Source organism: Verticiella sediminum, from assembly GCF_007558815.1.
Lineage (GTDB): Bacteria > Pseudomonadota > Gammaproteobacteria > Burkholderiales > Burkholderiaceae_B > Verticiella > Verticiella sediminum.
Genome location: NZ_VLTJ01000037.1, coordinates 25,826 through 43,041, shown reverse-complemented (window position 1 = coordinate 43,041; position 17,216 = coordinate 25,826). Strand labels below are relative to the sequence as shown.

The window sequence follows — 17,216 nt, the reverse complement described above, 5'->3', positions numbered from 1 at the left end:
ACGCCCCGGGGGCCGTCAAATCAAAAAAAACGCAGTTCCCATGCATTTTTTATATGCAGGCGACGAGCCGCACGCCAGGCGTGCGGCCCCCGTCAATCGCAGATGGCAAGCTGGGATTCGGCGAAGCGGGACCTCAGCACCGTGACCAGACAATCGATGAACGCCGTCACGAGCAGGCTGCGGGGCCGGTGGCTGGAGCGCAGCAGCGTGATCGGGAAATGAATGGCCGGACGGAACTCCTTGACGACCAGCCCGTGGCACAGGAAATCATCGGTGATGACCGCGCTCAGCACGCTGACCCCCAGCCCCTGCGCCACCAGGTGGCAGATCGTGGACGCGTTCTCGACCTCGACCTCGATTTTGCGCGTTACCTTGGCCTTCTCGAACAGGCTGTCCACATGTTCGCGGCTGCCATTCTGACGAGCGATCGAGATGAACGGCTCGCCTTCCAGGTCGCGCGCGTGGATCACGTCGCGCGAGGCCAGCCGGTGGTCACGATGCAATATGCACCTCCCCCGGATGCTGGCGATGCGTTCGGACTCCAGGCCGGGCTCAGTGACGTGCCCGACGAACGTGGCCAGCCCCAGGTCGCAACGCTGCGAGTTCACGAGCTGTTCCACCATGTTCGAATTACAGGTGCGTATGGACAAGGTGACGCGCGGGTGGTGCTTGGTGAACTCGGCAACGACGCTGGTCAGGAACCCGTGGCTCAGCGCCGGGGCGACGGCAATGTGCAACCTGCCGCCACCCAGTTGCTTGATGGTCCGGGCGGCATCCTTGAGCGCCCGCAGCCCGGCGTAGTGCTGCTCGACCTCCTTGAAGAAGGCCGCGCCTTCGTCGGTGACGTGCAGCTTGTTGCCTTCCCGGGCGAACAGCTTCAGGTCCAGTTCAGCTTCCAGGGTGGACACCAGGCGGCTGACATTGGGTTGGGTCGTATGGATGATGCGCGCAGCGCTGGTCATCGAGCCCGTGCGCATGACTGCGCGAAAGGCCTCGAGTGCCCGAACATTCATTGGCCCCTTCTCAGCGCCCACGAACCATTCCCCTGATCTTTTCCATGACGCTGGCCCGACGACCGGATATTCGCGCTATGCCTGGCTTGCCCGGAGGCTGGCCCGCGTAGGCGCGACCGTGCCTCGGAAGTCGAATCGCGCTTAGCTTACTGAGGCCACGGGAGCCGGTCAAAGACGACCTCGGTCGCTCGGACGGCCTTCTGAGATGCTCAGGTGGAACGTACGGGGCGGTCACACCGCCCACTCGATCGCAGGCAGCGTCGCGAAGCATGCTTTCGTAATGCAAAAAGCGTGCCAAAACAGGGTCGTAACGCTTGAATCGGATGCAGACACGCCAACTGTCGAACCGTTTCTGGCGAAAAGCGGAGGGCGGCATGCTGCACGCCGGGCGGCCGCGCGAATGAACGGTGCGTCACGCACCGTTGCCGTTGCAGGGACTGATGGAAACGGGTTTAAGCCGAGGGAGCGAGGGAGCGAGGGAGGAGGCGGTGATGGGGACACAACCTGGCCGAGTGGGGAATGGACGCCGCCGAACATTGAAGCAATCGCTGAGGTTCACGGCCTGACCGGGATCTACTTGGGCACCATGGACTTGGCGATGTCCCTTGGCCGACCGACGGCAAAGCTGTTTGACGACGAGATTCTGGATGCCGCCGTATCGGCCATCGTGAGCCAGGCGAAGCATCGCGGCTTGATTGTCGGCCTGCTGGCATCGGGCGCCGAATCCATCAGGAAGAGCATCGATTTCGGATTCAACTTCATCACAGCATCTACCGATATCGGTGCCATGCGTTCGGAGGCAGAACGTTCAGTCAAGGATTACAAAAAAGGCGTTGGAAAAGTAAGCGCTAGGCCATCCGATCTTGACGATAGTGCTGGCCAGCCGGCCGGTGTCCACTGGACGTCCCCCACTGTCTACCGTACCGGGAGAAATCCATCATCAGGAACGCCCCCCGTCGGCGGACAAGATCTGGCCGGTGATCCAGCGGCTGTCTTCGGCAGCGAAGAACATCGTCGCGTGGGCAATGTCCTCGGCCTCGCCGAGTTGCCGGGTGTGCAGGGATTCGAGTACGCGCTTCTGGCCTTCGGCACCGTAGCTGTCCCACTGGTAACGCGCCCAGGGGCCGGACAATACGATGCCCGGCGCGACCGCGTTGACCGTGATACCGAAAGGCCCCAGCTCGAACGACATCTGCTTGGTCATGCCTACGATCGCATGCTTGGCCGCGCAGTAGGCCTGGTTGCCGTTCAGTGCCGGGCGCAGGCCGGCGCCCGACGCGATGTTGACGATGCGCCCGTATGCGGCCTCCTTCATACGCGGTGCGACCGCCTGGCACAGCCAGAAAGCGCCGTTCGCGTTGGCGTCGAAGATCGCATGCCAGTCGGCCTCGGTGACGTTCTCGATCGGGCCGCGGCCCTTGCCGAGCGATCCTCCCGCCGCGTTGACGAGGATGTCGAGGCGGTCCTCCGCCTGGATTATTCCGCGCACCGTCTCATGGCAGGCTTCCCGGTCGCCGATGTCGAGGTGGTGCGCAAGCGCGCCTACCTCTGCGGCCGCGTCCAAGCCTTCGAAGTTGATGTCGGCGACGTGCACGCGAGCACCGCCCTTCATGAGACCGAGCGCGATGGCGCGCCCTATGCCCTGGGCCGCGCCGGTGACCAGCGCTATGCGGCCGTGGAAGTCGTAGGTGGTGGACATGTGGATGCCAGGGCCTGAAAAGTTTCCGACGATTGGGTGCGGCGATCTTCTTCGATGTCGTGGATCAGTTGCGTCAGCGCGTGCAGCATCGGCGTGGCTACGCCGGCCTCGGATCCCATGCGGGCCATGAGCCCGATCTGCGAATCCACTTCGGTGCGGCGCTTGCGCACCGAGAGGTCGCGCCAGATGCCCGAATGCGTCTTGGCGCTCTTGTGCCGGTAGTCGCAAAGCGCGGCCATCGATTCGCGGGCGTCGGCATCGGAGGCGCCGGGCATGAATGCCGAGGGCTCGAAGCCCGCGAAGCCGACCGGCGTGACACCGTGCGCCCGTGCCACAGCCACCGCCTCCCGGCCCAGCGCCACGAAGGTCGCGCGACGGTCCGGATTCTCGAAATTGGCGAGCATCGAGTCGTTGTTGAGCGCGGTCGCATAGACCATCGACAGGTAGCCGAGCTTTCCCCAGAGGTTGCCCCAGATGTTGGTGGAAAGCTCCGCGTTCGGCTCGAACACCTTCAGCAGCTCGTGCATGCGCCGGGTGCGGCCGTGCACGGCGCCATCGAGCTCGCCGAGCACGAGCGTGCCGCGGCTTCCAAATAGAATGCGCCCAGGCGCAAGCCAATCGGCCGCGAAGTTGACGAAGCATCCGAGCGTGCGTGCTTCGCCGATGCGCCTGGCGATCGCAACTTCGTTGAGTCCGTTCTGTGCGGACAGGACCACGCCGTCGGCCGCGAGGTGGGGCTCGATCGCCTCGACGGCGGCGTCGGTCGCCAGCGCCTTCACCGCGAGCACCACCTGCGAATAGGTGCGCGGCGACATCGCGGCGAACTCCTCGGGCGTGACCGAGGGAATCACCTGCGTGAACGCGTCCACCGGTCCCTCGATCTGCAAGCCTGTCGAGCGGCACGCCGCCACATGTCGCGCCTCGATGTCGACCATCAGAACGGGAATTCCCGCGCGCGCCCACCACGCGGCCATCGTGCCGCCGATTGCGCCTGCGCCCCAGACCAGAACCGGCTCCACGTCAGGCCTCTTTCGTCCAGGAAGCGCAGGCCCGGCACCGGGCCGAGGCCATGACAGCAGGCATAGTCGAGAGCGGTCTCATTTTTGCCTGTGGAAGTCGTTGGTATTGTGGAAAGCGCCTGGGTACTCGTCCTTCACCACATACGCGCCGCTCGGCTCGCCCACGAGTGAAGTGCGCATCAGCTCGCGCTCACCCAAATCCGTGTAGTCGCCCAACGCGAGGTGGATGGTGCAGCGGTTGTCCCAGATCAGCAGATCGTCGGGCCGCCAGTGCTGGCGGAACTGGAACTGCGGCTGCGTCGAATGGAGGAACAGCATCTCGAGGATGGGCTGGCTTTCCTCCCGAGTCATGCCGACGAATTGCGGGCAGGCCCACTCGCTCACGAACAGGGCCTTGCGGCCGGTCTCGGGATTGACGCGCACCGCGGGCTGCTTCACCGCGGGATTGCGCGCGCGGCTCTCGGCCAGCAGATCGAAGGGGCGGTCCCGGTGCGTCTTACCGAAGTTGATGTCATGCACGACCTCCAGCCCGTCGAGGAAGCGCTGCATCGGCCTGGAGAGCGTTTCGTAGGCCAAATACATGTTGGCCCAGCAGGTGTCGCCGCCGACCGGCGGCATCTTTCGCGCATAGAGCACCGAAGCCAGCGCCGGACGCGTGGTGAAGGACATGTCGCTGTGCCACTGCTCGCCGAAGCGCGTCTCGCGCCCGGCGACCCGGCGCGACTTCACGAGCAGGATCTCGGGATGCTCCGGATGGCGCAGTTCGGCTTCGTAGTTTTCGTGCGTGTGCGGCGTCGCGAAGCGCTTGCTGAACGCAATCAGATCCTCGGGCCCGAGATGCTGCTCGCGGAACAGCAACACCAAATGCTGCAGCCAGGCCTGGCGCAGCCGCGCCTGCGTGTCCTCGTCGACCGGCTGCGACATGTCGAGTCCGACCACTTCGGCCCCGAGGGCACTCGCCAATGGCTTGACTTGGAAATCCATGATACTTACCTTCGACGTAGATTGCTCTACTGCAGTATCTGGCCTGCATTGACATGCATCGTAGGCGTCGCACCGCGCTTTGTCGCCTCACATTTCGTCGGGAAGGACCAACGCTGTGTTATGGCGTGCCGCGCGCGGCCGAACCTGGTCGGCGCGGCTCGGAGTTCCGATAGGTCCGGTCGTGGGCTCTTCGCACAGGCATTGTTTTTTATGGTTGAGTCATGAAAATCGAAACGCTGCGCAGCTTCCAGGCCGTGCTGTCCTCGGGCACGTTCGCGGCGGCGTCCCAGGCGCTGAACCTCACGCCGAGTGCCGTCAGCCTGCAGATGAAGCAGCTCGAAGAGTTCTTCGGCCGCGTGCTCTTCGATCGCTCCTCGCGCATGGCAATGCCCACGCCGTTCGCGCTCGAGGCCGCGCCGGTGCTGGCCCAGGCGATCGCGCTGCTCGAAGGGCTGCGCAGTCCGCGGCCACTCTCCGCCACTGGGCTGCTGCGCCTGGGCGTGATTGCCAATATCGAGAAGAGCGCGCTGCCGACAACGCTGCGTATCCTGCAGGCCGAGCACCCGGGACTCACGATCCGGTTGAGCCAGGACGTATCGGCCGCGCTGATCAACGCGGTGAAGTCGGGGCGCATAGACGCGGCGCTCGCGGTGCGACCGCAGGCAGGCGGTTCGAGGCGGCTGCACTGGGTCAATCTGGTGCGCGAGGATTTCGTTCTGTTGGCGCCCGCAAACCTGCCTCGCGCCAAACCAGCGGCGATGCTGCAGCAACTGCCCTGGATTCGGTATTCCACTTCGCTCACCGGAGGCCGTATCGCCGCTACTTACGTGCGGCAGGTCTGCCCGAGCGCACGCGCAGGCATGGAGATCGTTTCAACCGATGCAGTCGTCGCCATGGTGGCCGAGGGGCTGGGTGTTTCCGTGGTGCCGCGCCCCAGGCAAGCCCTGATCCGATCCTATCCGGTGCAGGTCATCGAACTCGGACCGCAGGCGCCATGGCGCCAGATCGCGCTTCTGTCACGCCGCCCGCAGGCCGAGGATCGGCGCCTGCTGGCCCTCGAAGACACGCTTCGGCGCGCCTACGCTGCGCTCGCGCCGGGCCGCTAGTTCCGGGCTGCCCCGCCTGACCTGGAAGCAAGCCCTCGACGTGCTCCCGCTGCGCATCACCCGGGCCATATCCTGCATCCATCACCTGCGCACGGGAGGGTGACGGGCGTGCCAATGCCGTGCAACGTCCACGCGCCGGCACAGCCATACCTTGTCGTGCCTGCGTACGTGGTCGAGAAAGGCGGCAAGCGCATGGGCACGCGCCGGCCGGCCTCCGATGCGCGGATGCAGACCGATGGACATCAGCGTGGGCGTGCGTTCGCCCTCGACATATAGGCGGTCGAAAGTGGCGCTCAGATAGTTCTCGAAATCGAAAGGCGTGGAAAACCCGCCAGGCGCGGCGAACTTGCCGTCGTTCGCATCCATGGTGTAAGGCACGACCAGGTGCGGCTTGCCCTCGACCTCGACCCAGTACGGCAGCTCGTCGTTGTACGCATCGGAATCGTAGAGAAAGCCGCCCTCCTGCGCCAGGAGGCGGCGCGTATTCTCGCTGGCCCCGTAGCGGCAATACCAGCCCAGCGGCCGTGTGCCGGTGGTGCGGACCAGCGATTCGATCGCCAGCCCGATGCGTTCGCGTTCCTGTTCGGCCGAAAGACGGAAAGACTCCTCCCACCGGTAACCGTGGCAGCATACGTCCCAGCCGGCCTCGACGATGGCTTCGGCCGCCTGCGGATTGCGTTCCAGCGCCACCGCGCAGCCGAATACGGTCGCCGGCACGTCGCGCTCGCGCAGGATGCGCAGCAAGCGCCAGAAGCCGATACGGCTACCATATTCGTACATGCTTTCGAAGGCCATGTCGCGCTGGCCGGCCGGTACGCGTCCGCCCGGCGCCTCGGCCAGGCCGAGTTCGGTCCGTCCGTCGCCGTCGACACGGTTGTATTCGGAACCTTCCTCGTAGTTGATGGCGATCTGCACCGCCACCCGCGCGTCGCCCGGCCAACCTGGATTCGGCGGCCGTGCGCCATAGCCGATGAAATCGCGAGTCGGGGTCCAGAGCGGGGGCATCAGGTCACCTGTGGAGGTTCAAGGTTCAACGGTGTTGTACCGCCTATCATTGGATCATGCCGAGGCGGCGTGCCAACCCGACCAGACGCTGCGCCTGCGTGATGAACGGGCCGTCCACCAATCGGCCGTCGACCGTAAAGGCCCCGACGCCGCGCGCCAGGTGTTCCGTTGCGGCCGTCACCACGCGCAACGCGTGCGCGACCTCCACGTCGCCGGGCCGGAAGATGTCGTTGGCGGTCGCGATCTGCGAGGGATGGATACAACTGCGGCCCGCGAAACCGAGCTTCTGGGCCGCCTGCGAATCGCGCCGGAAGCCTTCGCGGTCGCTGAAGTCGACATAGGCGCCGTCGTAGGCATCGATGCCCGCTTCGCCGGCCGCCATCCGCACCGCCATGCGCACGGCCTGGATGGCCGACGGTTCGCCGGACCGGATCCCCAGAGGGGCGAACAAATCCCCGTAGCCGATCTGCAGCCCCGTCACGCGCGGATGCGCCGTCGCGATCTTCGCGGCCAGCCGCAGTCCGCGCGGCGACTCGATATTGGCCAGGATGCCGATCGCGCGCGGTATGCCGCGCGCGCGCTCCAGCGATTCGAGCGCTGCCGCGGCCTGCCGCACCGTGTCGGGCGCATCGACCATCGGCAGGTTGATCATGTGCAGGGCGGGGCAGACGATCGCGTCCAGGTCGGCCGCGAAGTGCGGCGTGTCGATCGCGTTCACACGCACGATCAGCGTCTTGCCGCTATCGGGGGGCGGACCGGCCCGCAGCCATTGCAGCAGTTCGGCGCGAGCCTGCGGCTTGCGGTTCTCGGCAACCGCGTCCTCGAGGTCGAAAGAGATCGCGTCGGCCTCGCCGGCCCACGCCTTGGCGAAAAGCTCGGGGCGGGACGCCGGAACGAACAGCTTGCTTCTCATGATGTCTGCGGCAGCGTCCGGAAGTGTTCGAGCACCTGCTCGACGCCCACCACGTCCGCGAACTGCCGGTCCATGTCGAACAGCGAGATCGCATGCGAGATCGGGATGCGGTCGAACACCGCCTCCTGGACGACGATCGCCCGGAAGTTGTACGAGGCCGCGTCGAAGACGGTCGCGCGGATGCAATTGCTGGTGGCGCCGCCCACGATCACCACGGTGTCGATCTGCCGCTCGACCAGGTAGCCCAGCAGCGGCGTGCCGTGGAAACCACTCGGTTTCTTCTTGACGAAAACCACGTCGCGCACGGCAGGCTGGAGCTGCGGTACCAGCTCGGCGCCGATGGAGCCGGCTAGGCACCAGTGCTCGTTCTCCAGCAGGTCGCGCTTGCGCCGGTAGACGCCCATGTCGTTGCCGCTCGGATCGATCTCGAAACGCGTGAAAAAGCAGGGTACGCCGGCGGTCTGCGCAGCGCCGACCACGCGCGCGATCTCGCCCACCGCGTGCCGGCCGATGTCGCCGCAGCTCGAAGGCCATGCCGCATCGTTGCCCGATTCGCCTACCATGTATTTCTGTGCGTCGATCACCAGCACCGCCGTACGCTGGCCAAAGCCCATGCGGCGGCTGAAGCGCCCGCGTGCAACGACGGCGCGGTCCTGGTCGGTGAGGAAGACGTCCCAAGGTGTCGTCATCTGCTGTGCTCCTGGTTCTTTCGATGCCGTCGCCATCAGCATACGGCGCCGGCCGCGCGCAAGGTGGCGATTTCGTCGGCGCCGTAGCCGGCTGCGGCGAGCACCTCGTCCGAATGCTGCCCAAACGTAGGCGCCGGCCGAGGCAAAGACGGCGCGGCATCGCCGAACTTGAAGGCGCTCGAAAGCCCGCGGTAGTGTCCAGCGGTCGGATGTTCGAAGGTGTGGACCATGCTTTCGGTCAGCACCTGCGAGTGGTCGAACATATCCTCGATCTCGAGCACCCGTGCGCACGGGACGCGGTCGCCGAAAAGCGTTTCCCATTCGAGCGCGGAGCGCGCTGCCAGCGCCTCGCGCAGTTGCGGCACCAGCTCGTCCGCATGCTCGGCGCGCAGGCGCACGGTCTCGTAGCGCGGATCGGTCTTGAGGCGGGGCAGCCCCACCAGCTCGCATAGTGCGGCCCAGAAATGCGGCGTGTTGGCCGAAATGTACAGAATGCCCTGACGCGTCGGATACAAGCCCGTGATGCCGCCGGATCGCATGTCGCGATACATCTGGCGCGGCTCATTGTCGGCCCATACGAAGCGCGCCGACTGCATGGCCAGCGCACTGCGCAGCAGGGAGATGCCAACGTATTGCCCCCGCCCGGTACGCTCGCGCTGGAACAATGCCGAACTCACCGTGCCGGCCAGCAGCGCGGCGGCGTAGTAGTCGACCACCGAGCCGTAGACGATCTTGGGATCCTGCGCGGTACCTTGCATCGCGCAGACGCCGGTCATTGCCTGCAGCACCTGGTCATAGCCGGCCTTGTCCTTGAGCGGGCCCGTTTCTCCGTAGCCGGAGACAGTGCAGTAGATCAGGCGCGGATTGTGTTGCTTCAGCGCTTCATGGTCGATGCCCAGCCGTTCAGGAACGCCCGGCCGGAAGTTATGGACCAGCACGTCCGCAGCGCGCACCAGCCGCAGCAGGACTTCGAGCCCCTGCGGCTGCTTGAGATTGAGCACCATCCCGATTTTGCCGCGATTGATACCGAGAAAGGCGCGCCCCTCGGCCTGCAGAGTCGAGGGATATTTGCGCAGATTGTCGCCTTGCGGCGGTTCGATCTTGATCACTTCCGCGCCCTGATCGGCGAGCAGGGTGCAGCCGTAAGGCGCAGCGATGTAGCTGCTGAGATCGAGGACGCGGATGCCTGAAAGGGGACCTGGGCTCGTCACTTTGCTGTTCCGGGGAGTTGCATGGATAGGCTAAAGGGCCGGTGGGGCCGCGCGCACGAAACCCAGAGAGTACGTCCGGACTTCACAGTTGCCTCCTTATCGATGTTGTCAAGAAAATACGGAGCGTTGTCCATGCGGTTCGCGATTGCAGCGCAGGCCGCGTGCTTGCGCCTGCTGCCGCGGAATCCGTGCGCGCCCCGGCTGCGTATCGGCCTCTATGTGCCCCCCTTTGTGCCGGACTCGCCTGCCCACAGGAACGGATGCCGTCATCCTCCGAATTATGGGTCGCCGGACTCATGAGTAAAACAATGATTTTTTAGTTGAGAGTAAAAATTACTCATGATCCAACCGTGAAAGAACCCTGAAAATCGACACACTTGCAGCTTTCATATCGAGCGGGACCTACCCGCTCGGCCCGGCTGCCGTTCCATCCCTCGGTTGGCGAAGACATGTCCCTGAATCTGCGACAGATCGAAATCTTCCATGCCGTCATGGTCACCGGCTCGATCAGTGGCGCGGCACAACTGTTGTATATCTCTCAGCCCGCCGTGAGCCGGCTGCTTTCGCAGACCGAGTACCGCATCGGTTTCGCGTTGTTCGAGCGCATCAAGGGCCGGCTCCATGCAACGCCGGAGGCGAAAAAACTCTTTCGCGAAGTGCAGAGCGTCTACAACGGTATCCAGCGCGTGAATGCGATTGCGCAGGAGCTCGCCGACAACCGGCAGGGTTCGCTCAACATTGTCAGCAGTACGAATGGGGGGCAAATGTTCATCCCGAACGCGATCGCGGCCTTCCGCCAATCGCACCCGGGCGTAAAGATCAATTTCATGATCTTGAGCTATGCCCATCTGCTGGAGCGGCTGCTCGATCATCAGGCCGACCTTGGCCTGATCACCTCTCCGATGGAGCATCCCAATCTCACGGTCGAGCGGCTCGGCACGAACCGGCTCGTTGCGCTGTTTCCGCGCGGGCATCCGCTCGAGGCGCTGGAAGACGTGCGGCTGCAGGACCTTCAACCTCATGCGTTGATCACCTATGACCGCAGCACGCCCTTTGGTGCGCTGACCGAGCAGTTCTACGAAGCCCAGGGACTGGCGCTGGATCCATTCACTGAGGTCGGTTCGCCATACAGCGCAAGTGCTCTCGTGCAGCTTGGAGCGGGCGTTGCGCTGGTCGACGAGTTTTCGGTAAAGAGCGTCACCGACGGGCTGGCGATGCGGCCGCTGGCCGACTCACCCGTGGCGCAGATCAACCTCGTCTACTACGGGCTCGAGCCGGTGTCGCAGACGGCGCGCGCATTCATCGAGGTGCTGCGCGAACGCGTGCGCAAGGTCGGGAGCGACGCGCTTGCGCCCTGTCGGATCGCGGCCGCGGCATGAACGATCCGGGAGCGGGAAGCGCGGGTTCGGCCGAACGAAGCACGCCATAACGCAGCGTTGTTCCCTTCCGACGAAATTTGAAGCGACAAAGTGGGATGCGGCTTCTAGGATGAGCGGCTGCATACACCTGCAAGGAGAACGTGTGATGAACGAAGTGGTGAAGACGACCGACGAGGCGCTGGATGTGGACATTCCCAACCTGGATGTGGGGCCTTATCTGCGGGCCGAGGCCGGCGCGCTGGAGCGCCTGGCGGCACAATGGCGGCAGGTTTGCGAGGAGGTCGGATTCTTCTCGATCCAGAACCATGGCATCGACCCGGATCTGATCGAGCGCGCGTTCGCGGCGAGCCGGCGCTTTCACTCGCTGCCGCTCGAGCGCAAAATGGAAATCCCGCTCGACAGCAACAACGTCGGCTACATGCCGGTCAATGCGAGCATGCAGCGGCACTCGCAGGTGGAGAAGGCGCGCAAGCCGAACTACAACGCCTCCTTCTTCTGCAAACTCGATCGCGGGCCGGACGATCCCGCCGTCAAGGCCGGCCTGCCTTTCATGGGCATGAACCAGTGGCCGCGCGACCTGCCGGGCTTTCGCGAGGACGTGATGGCCTACCAGAACGCCGTGCGCGCACTCGGCCAGAAAATGCTGCCCGTGGTGGCCCGCTCGCTCGATCTGCCGCAGGACTTCTTCGCACCCTACTTCGACCCGCCGCAGATCGCGCACCGGCTGCTGCACTATCCCATCCGCAACGAGGCCGAGCCCGAACAATTCGGCACCGGCGCGCACACCGACTCGGGCTTTCTCACCTTCCTGATGCAACACGGCGTGAGCGGGCTGCAGATCCGCCGCCGCGACGGCACCTGGTTCGACGTGCCGGTGCTGCCCGGCAGGTTCGTGATCAACACCGGCGACATGCTCAGGCGCTGGAGCAACGACCGCTTTCTTTCCACGCCCCACCGCGTGCTCAACGTCTCGGCCGTGGAGCGCTATTCCATCGCGCTCTTCTTCGACCCCAACCTCGATCAGCTCATCGAGTGCCTGCCGAGCTGCCAAGGCCCGGACAACCCGCCCAAGTATCCGCCCATCACCTACCGCGAATACTTTACCAATTTCGTGAATGCCAACTACTTCCACAGGCAAAAATGAGAGCAACCGGACACCGTGAATTCCGGCTCTTGGGCGCGCCAGGCGCTACCCGAGGGGCAGCGACGGTGTCGAGGTGACGGAGTGAAGAGGTGACGAGGCGACGGCGGTCGGATTTTTCTTTACTCCACTTCTGAAAGGTAGATCATGATGAAACCTCTGGGCCAATCGCTTTCTCGTCGCGACGTACTCGCACTCGGCCTCGGCAGCGCACTGGGGGGCGCTGGCATCCTCGCACGGGCCGCCGAATCCGCCGATGCCTACCCGAGCAAGCCCATCAAGCTCGTGATGCCCTTCGCGGCCGGCGGCGGTACCGACCTGATCGGGCGCGTGGTGGCGCACGCGATCGACGCCATCCTCGGTCAGCCGATCATCGTCGACAATCGCCCGGGCGCCGGCGGCAGCATCGGTACCTCGGTGGTGGCCAAGTCGGCGCCCGACGGGTACACGCTCGCGGTCGGGACCACCGCCACCCATGCGATGAACGAATTTCTCTATGGCAAGCTACCCTACGATCCGGCCAACGACTTCACGCCGGTCACCCGGCTGGTCAAGATCACCAACGTTCTGGCCGTGCCGGTCGACTCACCGATCAAGTCCTTCCAGGACCTTCTGAGCGCAGCCAAGTCCAACCCCGGCAAGTTGAGCTACGGCATCGTGGCCATCGGCAGCTCCGCACACCTGGCCAGCGAACAGTTCAGGATCGGCGCAGACATCGACGCCGTAGGCATTCCCTACAACAACCAGGTCACCGCCATAACCGACCTGATCACGACGCGGCTCGATTTCATGTTCGACTCCATCGGCAATGTGCGTCCGAACCTGCTCGCGGGCAAGCTGCGGGCGCTGGCCGTCACCTCGCTCGAACGCTCCCCCTTCCTGCCCGATGTGCCGACCGTCGCCGAATTGGGGCTGCCCGGTTTCACGGCGCTCGGCTGGGTCGGTCTGTTCGCTCCGGCGGGCACGGATCCGGCCATTGTCAACAAGTTGGCCAGCGTGGTCTCGCAGGCCTACGAGAGCAACAAGGACATCAAGGAGTTCAGCACGAACACCAGCTTCGACTTCGAGACGATGCCACCCGCGCAGTTTGCGGAGTTCGTAGTGGCTGAGCGGATCAAGTGGGGCGGCGTCATCAAGCAGGCCGGCATCAAACTCTGAGCCCAGACAGCTATGCAGATTCCAGCCGGCATGGATCACGGCCACTACACCTATTCCGCGCTGCCCGCGCGGACCGGCAGGCGCTGGTCGCACGGCGGGTGGGTCTCGGCTTACGTGGTGCTGTTCCTCGAACATTGGGAGTTCCTGCCGCCCGACGGCGCGCTGCGCGATCCGCGCCTGGTGGGAGAGTTCGGCAGTTTCCATCCCGACTTTCGCAACTGGACGCAACGCGAATACGGCCTGCGCATCGGCATCTTCCGCGTCATCGAGGCGCTGCGCGAGGCCGGCATCCGCCCCTGTATCGCGGCCAATGCGATGGCCGTCGAACGCCTGCCACAGATGGTGCGTCTGTTCGAGGACTGGGGCTGTGAGTGGCTCGGACACGGCATCGCGGCCACCCGCATGATGCATTCGAAGATGTCGCGCGACGAACAGGCCGCTCACATCGCGCAGTCGCTGGACGTGATCGCGCGCGCGACCGGGCGCTGGCCGCAGGGCTGGGTCGGACAGGACTGGGGCACCACGCCGGACACCTTCGATCTGCTCGCGCAGGCCGGGGTGCGCTACTGCCTCGACTTGCCGAACGACGAGCAGCCGTATGCGCTCAGAACATCGCCGGTGCTGGTATCGATTCCGTTCTTCCCGGAATGGGATGACGTGCAATGCCAATGGCTGCGTTTCGTCGAGCCGCGCATGCATGCACAGATCACGTGCGATGCGCTCACGCGGATGGCGCAGGACTGCGAACGCCATGCGCGTCACTCGGTTTTCAGCGTGTCGATCCACCCTTGGGTGAGCGGCATGTCGAGCCGCGTGCGCGCATTGCGCGAGATGCTGGGCCGGTTGCGGGAAGTACCCGGCGTCGGATGGACGTCGCCGGGCGCTCTCGCTCAGGAATGGAAGGAGCAGCACCTATGAGTACACTCGAAGCGCTCAGCGCGCTGGCCTGCAACCTGCGCTGGCAGGACTGCGATGCCCAGGTGCAGCAGCGTGTGCGCTGGATCGTCGCCGACACGGTCGCTGCCATGGTCGGAGGCTCCGCGGAGCCCGAAATGCGTGCGCTTTCGGCCGCTCGTGCGGTCACCGGGCGCTGCATGATGCTGGGCATCGGGACGGGCGCGGACGCCGAATCGGCAGCGATGGTCAACGGCAGCGCCGGCACCTTCCTCGAGCTGGACGAGGGGAATCGTTTCGCGCGCGGCCATGCGGGGGTGCATGTGATTCCGGCCGCGCTGGCGGCCTGCGAGACCTCCGGCGCCGATGCGGACACCTTTCTCGTGGCGGTGCTCGCCGGCTACGAGGTGTGTTCGCGTATCGCGGCACACAGCCGGTTGCGTGACGGCGTTCATCCGCATGGCACCTGGGGCACCCTCGGTGCGGCCGTGGCCGCGGGCAGGATTGCGGGCATCGGGCCGCAGCCCATGGCCAGGCTGATCGGTATCGCCTCCTCGCTCATGACCGCGACCTCCAAGAGGACCATGCTGGAGGGCGGGTTGGTGCGCAACGTCTACGCAGGGCTCGCCAACCGCAACGGCCTGTTGGCCCTGCAACTGCTGCAGGCCGGCTTCGACAGCGAGCTCGACGGTCTGCGCTCGCTGTTCGGCGCGGTGCTTTCGGAGCGCTTCGACGAGGCCGCACTGCTGGCCAGCCTGCCGCAAGGCGATCCCCATGGTCCCGGCACGCAGTGGCATGTCATGCACAACTACTTCAAGCTGCATGCCTGCTGCCGCTACAACCACGGCGTGCTCGATGCGCTCGATCTCCTGGCGGCACAACAGCTCCTGCCGGCCGCCGACGAGGTCGAGCGCATCGAGGTGACGACCTACGACCTCGCGGCCGAGCTGTCCGACCCAGCGCCGCGCAACACGCTCGCGGCCAAGTTCTCGGTGCCCTTTGCCGTGGCCACGCGGCTAGTCCACGGCAACAGCGGCGTGCGCAGCTTCGGCTGGGAGGCGGTCCGCGACCCGCGCGTACGGTCCCTCGCGACGCGCGTGCAACTGCACGAGGACGCGGCCATGACGCGCAGCTTGCCGCAGGAGCGTCCGGCCAGAGTCGTCCTGCACCTGCGCAATGGCGCGACACGCACGGCGGAGACCTCCTTCAACCGCGGCGACGAAGCGTCGCCCTACACCGACAGCGAGCTGACTTTCAAGTTCACCGACCTGTGCATGCGCGCCTGGCCGCGCACGCACGCGGAACGCGTGCTCGTCGCGACGCTCGCGCTGGGCCGGGAAGTGGCCATGGCCGACTGGCTCCGACTGCTGCGGCATCCGCCGACGGATTGAGGATCGAGCCATGCAGAACGCCTTCATCACCGATCGCTTCGACCACTCGGCCGAACCCGACCGCCCGCCCATGCGCTGGCCCAACGGCGCGCGGGTTGCCCTGTGGGTTGCGCCGAACATCGAGCACTACGAGTATCTGCCCCGCCACGTGCGCGTGCGCGACCCCTGGCCCCGCACGCCGCACCCGGACATGCTCGGCTACGGCATCCGGGACTGGGGGAATCGCGTCGGTATCTGGCGCTTCATGGAGCTGTTCGATCGTTTGCGGCTGCGCTGCACCGTCTCGTTATCGATGTCGGTGCTCGACATGTATCCCGAGATCGCCGAAGCCATGCTCGGTCGCCGATGGGAGTTGTTGTCGCACGGTCTTTACAACACGCGTTACCACTGGAGCCTGCCCGAGGACGAAGAGCGCGCCGCCATCGCCGAGTGCCTGGAGATCCATCGGCGAGTGGCCGGCAGCGAGCTGCAGGGGTGGTTTTCGCCGGCAGCCTCGAACACGCTCGCCACGCCGGACCTCGTCGCCGAGGCCGGGCTGCGCTATCTGTGCGACCTGTATCACGACGACGAGCCCACGCGCCTGAAGGTGCGAGGCGGCGGGACGCTGTGGTCGCTGCCGTACTCGATGGAGATCAACGACACCAATGCCTGGCGGCGCGGCCAGGAGGCGACCGCGTTCGCACAGAAGATCCGCGACGAATTCGACACGCTCTACGCCGAAGGCGAGCGGCGCTGCAAAGTGATGAACATCGCCCTGCATCCCTTCATCATGGGCCAGCCTCACCGCATCGGCGCTCTGGAGAGCGCCTTCGAATACATCCTCTCGCACGACGGCGTCTGGTGCGCAACCGGCTCCGAGATCATCGATGCCTTTGAGCGCATGACCTGCCCGTCGACCTGACACCTTGCCCACACCGCCATGACCATGAATGCTCCCCCCGCCGATTACATCACCGACTTCATGCTGGTGCGCGACACAGACCTGTCGCGCAGCGCGCTGCTCCTCGTCGACCTGCAGTACGCCACCGGCTCGCGCGACGGCGCCCTGGGCCGCCGCCTGAAGGCGGCGGGCTCGACGCTCGCCGACTACCGCTTCCATCGCATCGAAACGCTGGTCCTGCCCCACGCGCAGCGCCTGCGCGGGGGATTCCGCGCGGCAGGCCGGCCCGTGATCTACGTGACCATAGGCGCGGCCACGCCGCAGGCGCTCGACGCGCCGCTACACATGCGCAAGCTCTTCACCGAATGTGCCAACTACGTCGGCAGCCGCGAGCACGAAGTGCTCGACGAAATCAAACCGGCCGCCGACGACTACGTGGTGCGCAAGACCACCAACGGCGCCTTCGCCTCCACCGGCATCGACAGCCTGCTGCGCGCGCTCGGCTGCGAACAGCTCTACATGGCCGGCGTTTCCACCAACATGTGCGTGGAAACCACGGCGCGCGAAGCGGCCGATCGCGGCTATGCCGTCACCCTCGTGGAGGACGCCTGCGGCACCACCCACGCCGATCTACATGAGACCACCATGCGCAACTTCAGCCGCCTGTTCGGGCGCGTGCGCTCGACGGCCGAATGCATCGACGAGCTTCGTCTCGCCATCGCCGCCTGAGCGCC

Annotated in this window: 16 protein-coding genes and 1 pseudogene; 9 read left to right on the top strand and 8 right to left on the bottom strand. The window is 65.4% G+C overall.

Features of this window, described 5'->3' with window-relative positions; translation table 11 throughout:
- Positions 1–92: 92 nt before the first annotated feature.
- Entirely contained in the window at positions 93–1,013 is a 921-nt protein-coding gene (locus FOZ76_RS18825; protein ID WP_143949829.1) for a LysR substrate-binding domain-containing protein, read from the bottom strand.
- Between the two features lie 205 nt (positions 1,014–1,218).
- Between FOZ76_RS18825 and FOZ76_RS28395 the strand changes: the two are divergent.
- Positions 1,219–1,737 (top strand): annotated as a pseudogene (locus tag FOZ76_RS28395) (aldolase/citrate lyase family protein); the annotation flags it as partial.
- Between the two features lie 216 nt (positions 1,738–1,953).
- Here FOZ76_RS28395 and FOZ76_RS18815 read toward each other — a convergent pair.
- From FOZ76_RS18815 to FOZ76_RS18805, 3 genes are all read right to left on the bottom strand, one after another.
- Positions 1,954–2,712: an SDR family NAD(P)-dependent oxidoreductase gene (locus FOZ76_RS18815; RefSeq protein ID WP_143949828.1), complete on the bottom strand. Its 759-nt coding sequence runs from the start codon at positions 2,710–2,712 to the stop codon at positions 1,954–1,956.
- Entirely contained in the window at positions 2,679–3,731 is a 1,053-nt protein-coding gene (locus FOZ76_RS18810; RefSeq protein ID WP_211366321.1) for a ketopantoate reductase family protein, read from the bottom strand. The genes FOZ76_RS18815 and FOZ76_RS18810 overlap by 34 nt, the downstream gene beginning before the upstream one ends.
- A gap of 78 nt (positions 3,732–3,809) precedes the next feature.
- Positions 3,810–4,715, bottom strand: coding sequence for a TauD/TfdA dioxygenase family protein (locus FOZ76_RS18805; RefSeq protein ID WP_143949827.1), 906 nt, complete (start codon positions 4,713–4,715; stop codon positions 3,810–3,812).
- Positions 4,716–4,936: 221 nt separating this feature from the next.
- Here FOZ76_RS18805 and FOZ76_RS18800 point away from each other — a divergent pair, with 221 nt between their 5' ends.
- Entirely contained in the window at positions 4,937–5,821 is an 885-nt protein-coding gene (locus FOZ76_RS18800) for a LysR family transcriptional regulator (RefSeq protein ID WP_143949826.1), read from the top strand.
- 81 nt (positions 5,822–5,902) lie between these two features.
- Here the strand turns inward: FOZ76_RS18800 and FOZ76_RS18795 are convergent, their stop codons facing one another.
- The 4 genes from FOZ76_RS18795 to FOZ76_RS18780 are packed head-to-tail and all read right to left on the bottom strand — an operon-like array spanning position 5,903 to position 9,639.
- The gene (locus FOZ76_RS18795) at positions 5,903–6,826 is read right to left on the bottom strand and encodes an allantoinase PuuE (RefSeq protein WP_143949825.1); all 924 of its coding nucleotides are present in this window, start codon (positions 6,824–6,826) and stop codon (positions 5,903–5,905) included.
- A 46-nt stretch (positions 6,827–6,872) separates the two neighbouring features.
- Positions 6,873–7,739, bottom strand: a complete 867-nt coding sequence (locus tag FOZ76_RS18790) for an HpcH/HpaI aldolase/citrate lyase family protein (RefSeq protein WP_143949824.1) — start codon at positions 7,737–7,739, stop codon at positions 6,873–6,875.
- The gene (locus tag FOZ76_RS18785) at positions 7,736–8,428 is read right to left on the bottom strand and encodes a cysteine hydrolase family protein (protein ID WP_143949823.1); all 693 of its coding nucleotides are present in this window, start codon (positions 8,426–8,428) and stop codon (positions 7,736–7,738) included. The genes FOZ76_RS18790 and FOZ76_RS18785 overlap by 4 nt, the downstream gene beginning before the upstream one ends.
- A 35-nt stretch (positions 8,429–8,463) precedes the next feature.
- Positions 8,464–9,639, bottom strand: a complete 1,176-nt coding sequence (locus FOZ76_RS18780; protein ID WP_246129631.1) for a CaiB/BaiF CoA transferase family protein — start codon at positions 9,637–9,639, stop codon at positions 8,464–8,466.
- Positions 9,640–10,088: 449 nt separating this feature from the next.
- Between FOZ76_RS18780 and FOZ76_RS18775 the strand changes: the two genes are divergently transcribed.
- The 7 genes from FOZ76_RS18775 (at position 10,089) to FOZ76_RS18750 (ending at position 17,211) form a co-directional block, all read left to right on the top strand.
- On the top strand, positions 10,089–11,018 hold the full coding sequence (locus FOZ76_RS18775; protein ID WP_143949821.1) for a LysR family transcriptional regulator: 930 nt from the start codon (positions 10,089–10,091) through the stop codon (positions 11,016–11,018).
- Positions 11,019–11,163: 145 nt separating this feature from the next.
- Positions 11,164–12,162: an isopenicillin N synthase family dioxygenase gene (locus FOZ76_RS18770; protein ID WP_170235536.1), complete on the top strand. Its 999-nt coding sequence runs from the start codon at positions 11,164–11,166 to the stop codon at positions 12,160–12,162.
- A gap of 144 nt (positions 12,163–12,306) precedes the next feature.
- Entirely contained in the window at positions 12,307–13,317 is a 1,011-nt protein-coding gene (locus FOZ76_RS18765; RefSeq protein ID WP_143949819.1) for a Bug family tripartite tricarboxylate transporter substrate binding protein, read from the top strand.
- 12 nt (positions 13,318–13,329) lie between these two features.
- A complete protein-coding gene (locus FOZ76_RS27570; protein WP_170235535.1) occupies positions 13,330–14,235 on the top strand; it encodes a polysaccharide deacetylase family protein in 906 nt (301 codons plus the stop codon).
- Positions 14,232–15,602, top strand: coding sequence for an MmgE/PrpD family protein (locus FOZ76_RS18760; protein ID WP_170235534.1), 1,371 nt, complete (start codon positions 14,232–14,234; stop codon positions 15,600–15,602). The genes FOZ76_RS27570 and FOZ76_RS18760 overlap by 4 nt, the downstream gene beginning before the upstream one ends.
- Before the next feature lie 10 nt (positions 15,603–15,612).
- Positions 15,613–16,503: a polysaccharide deacetylase family protein gene (locus FOZ76_RS18755; protein WP_143949817.1), complete on the top strand. Its 891-nt coding sequence runs from the start codon at positions 15,613–15,615 to the stop codon at positions 16,501–16,503.
- 24 nt (positions 16,504–16,527) lie between these two features.
- Entirely contained in the window at positions 16,528–17,211 is a 684-nt protein-coding gene (locus FOZ76_RS18750) for a cysteine hydrolase family protein (protein WP_170235533.1), read from the top strand.
- Positions 17,212–17,216: the final 5 nt, after the last annotated feature.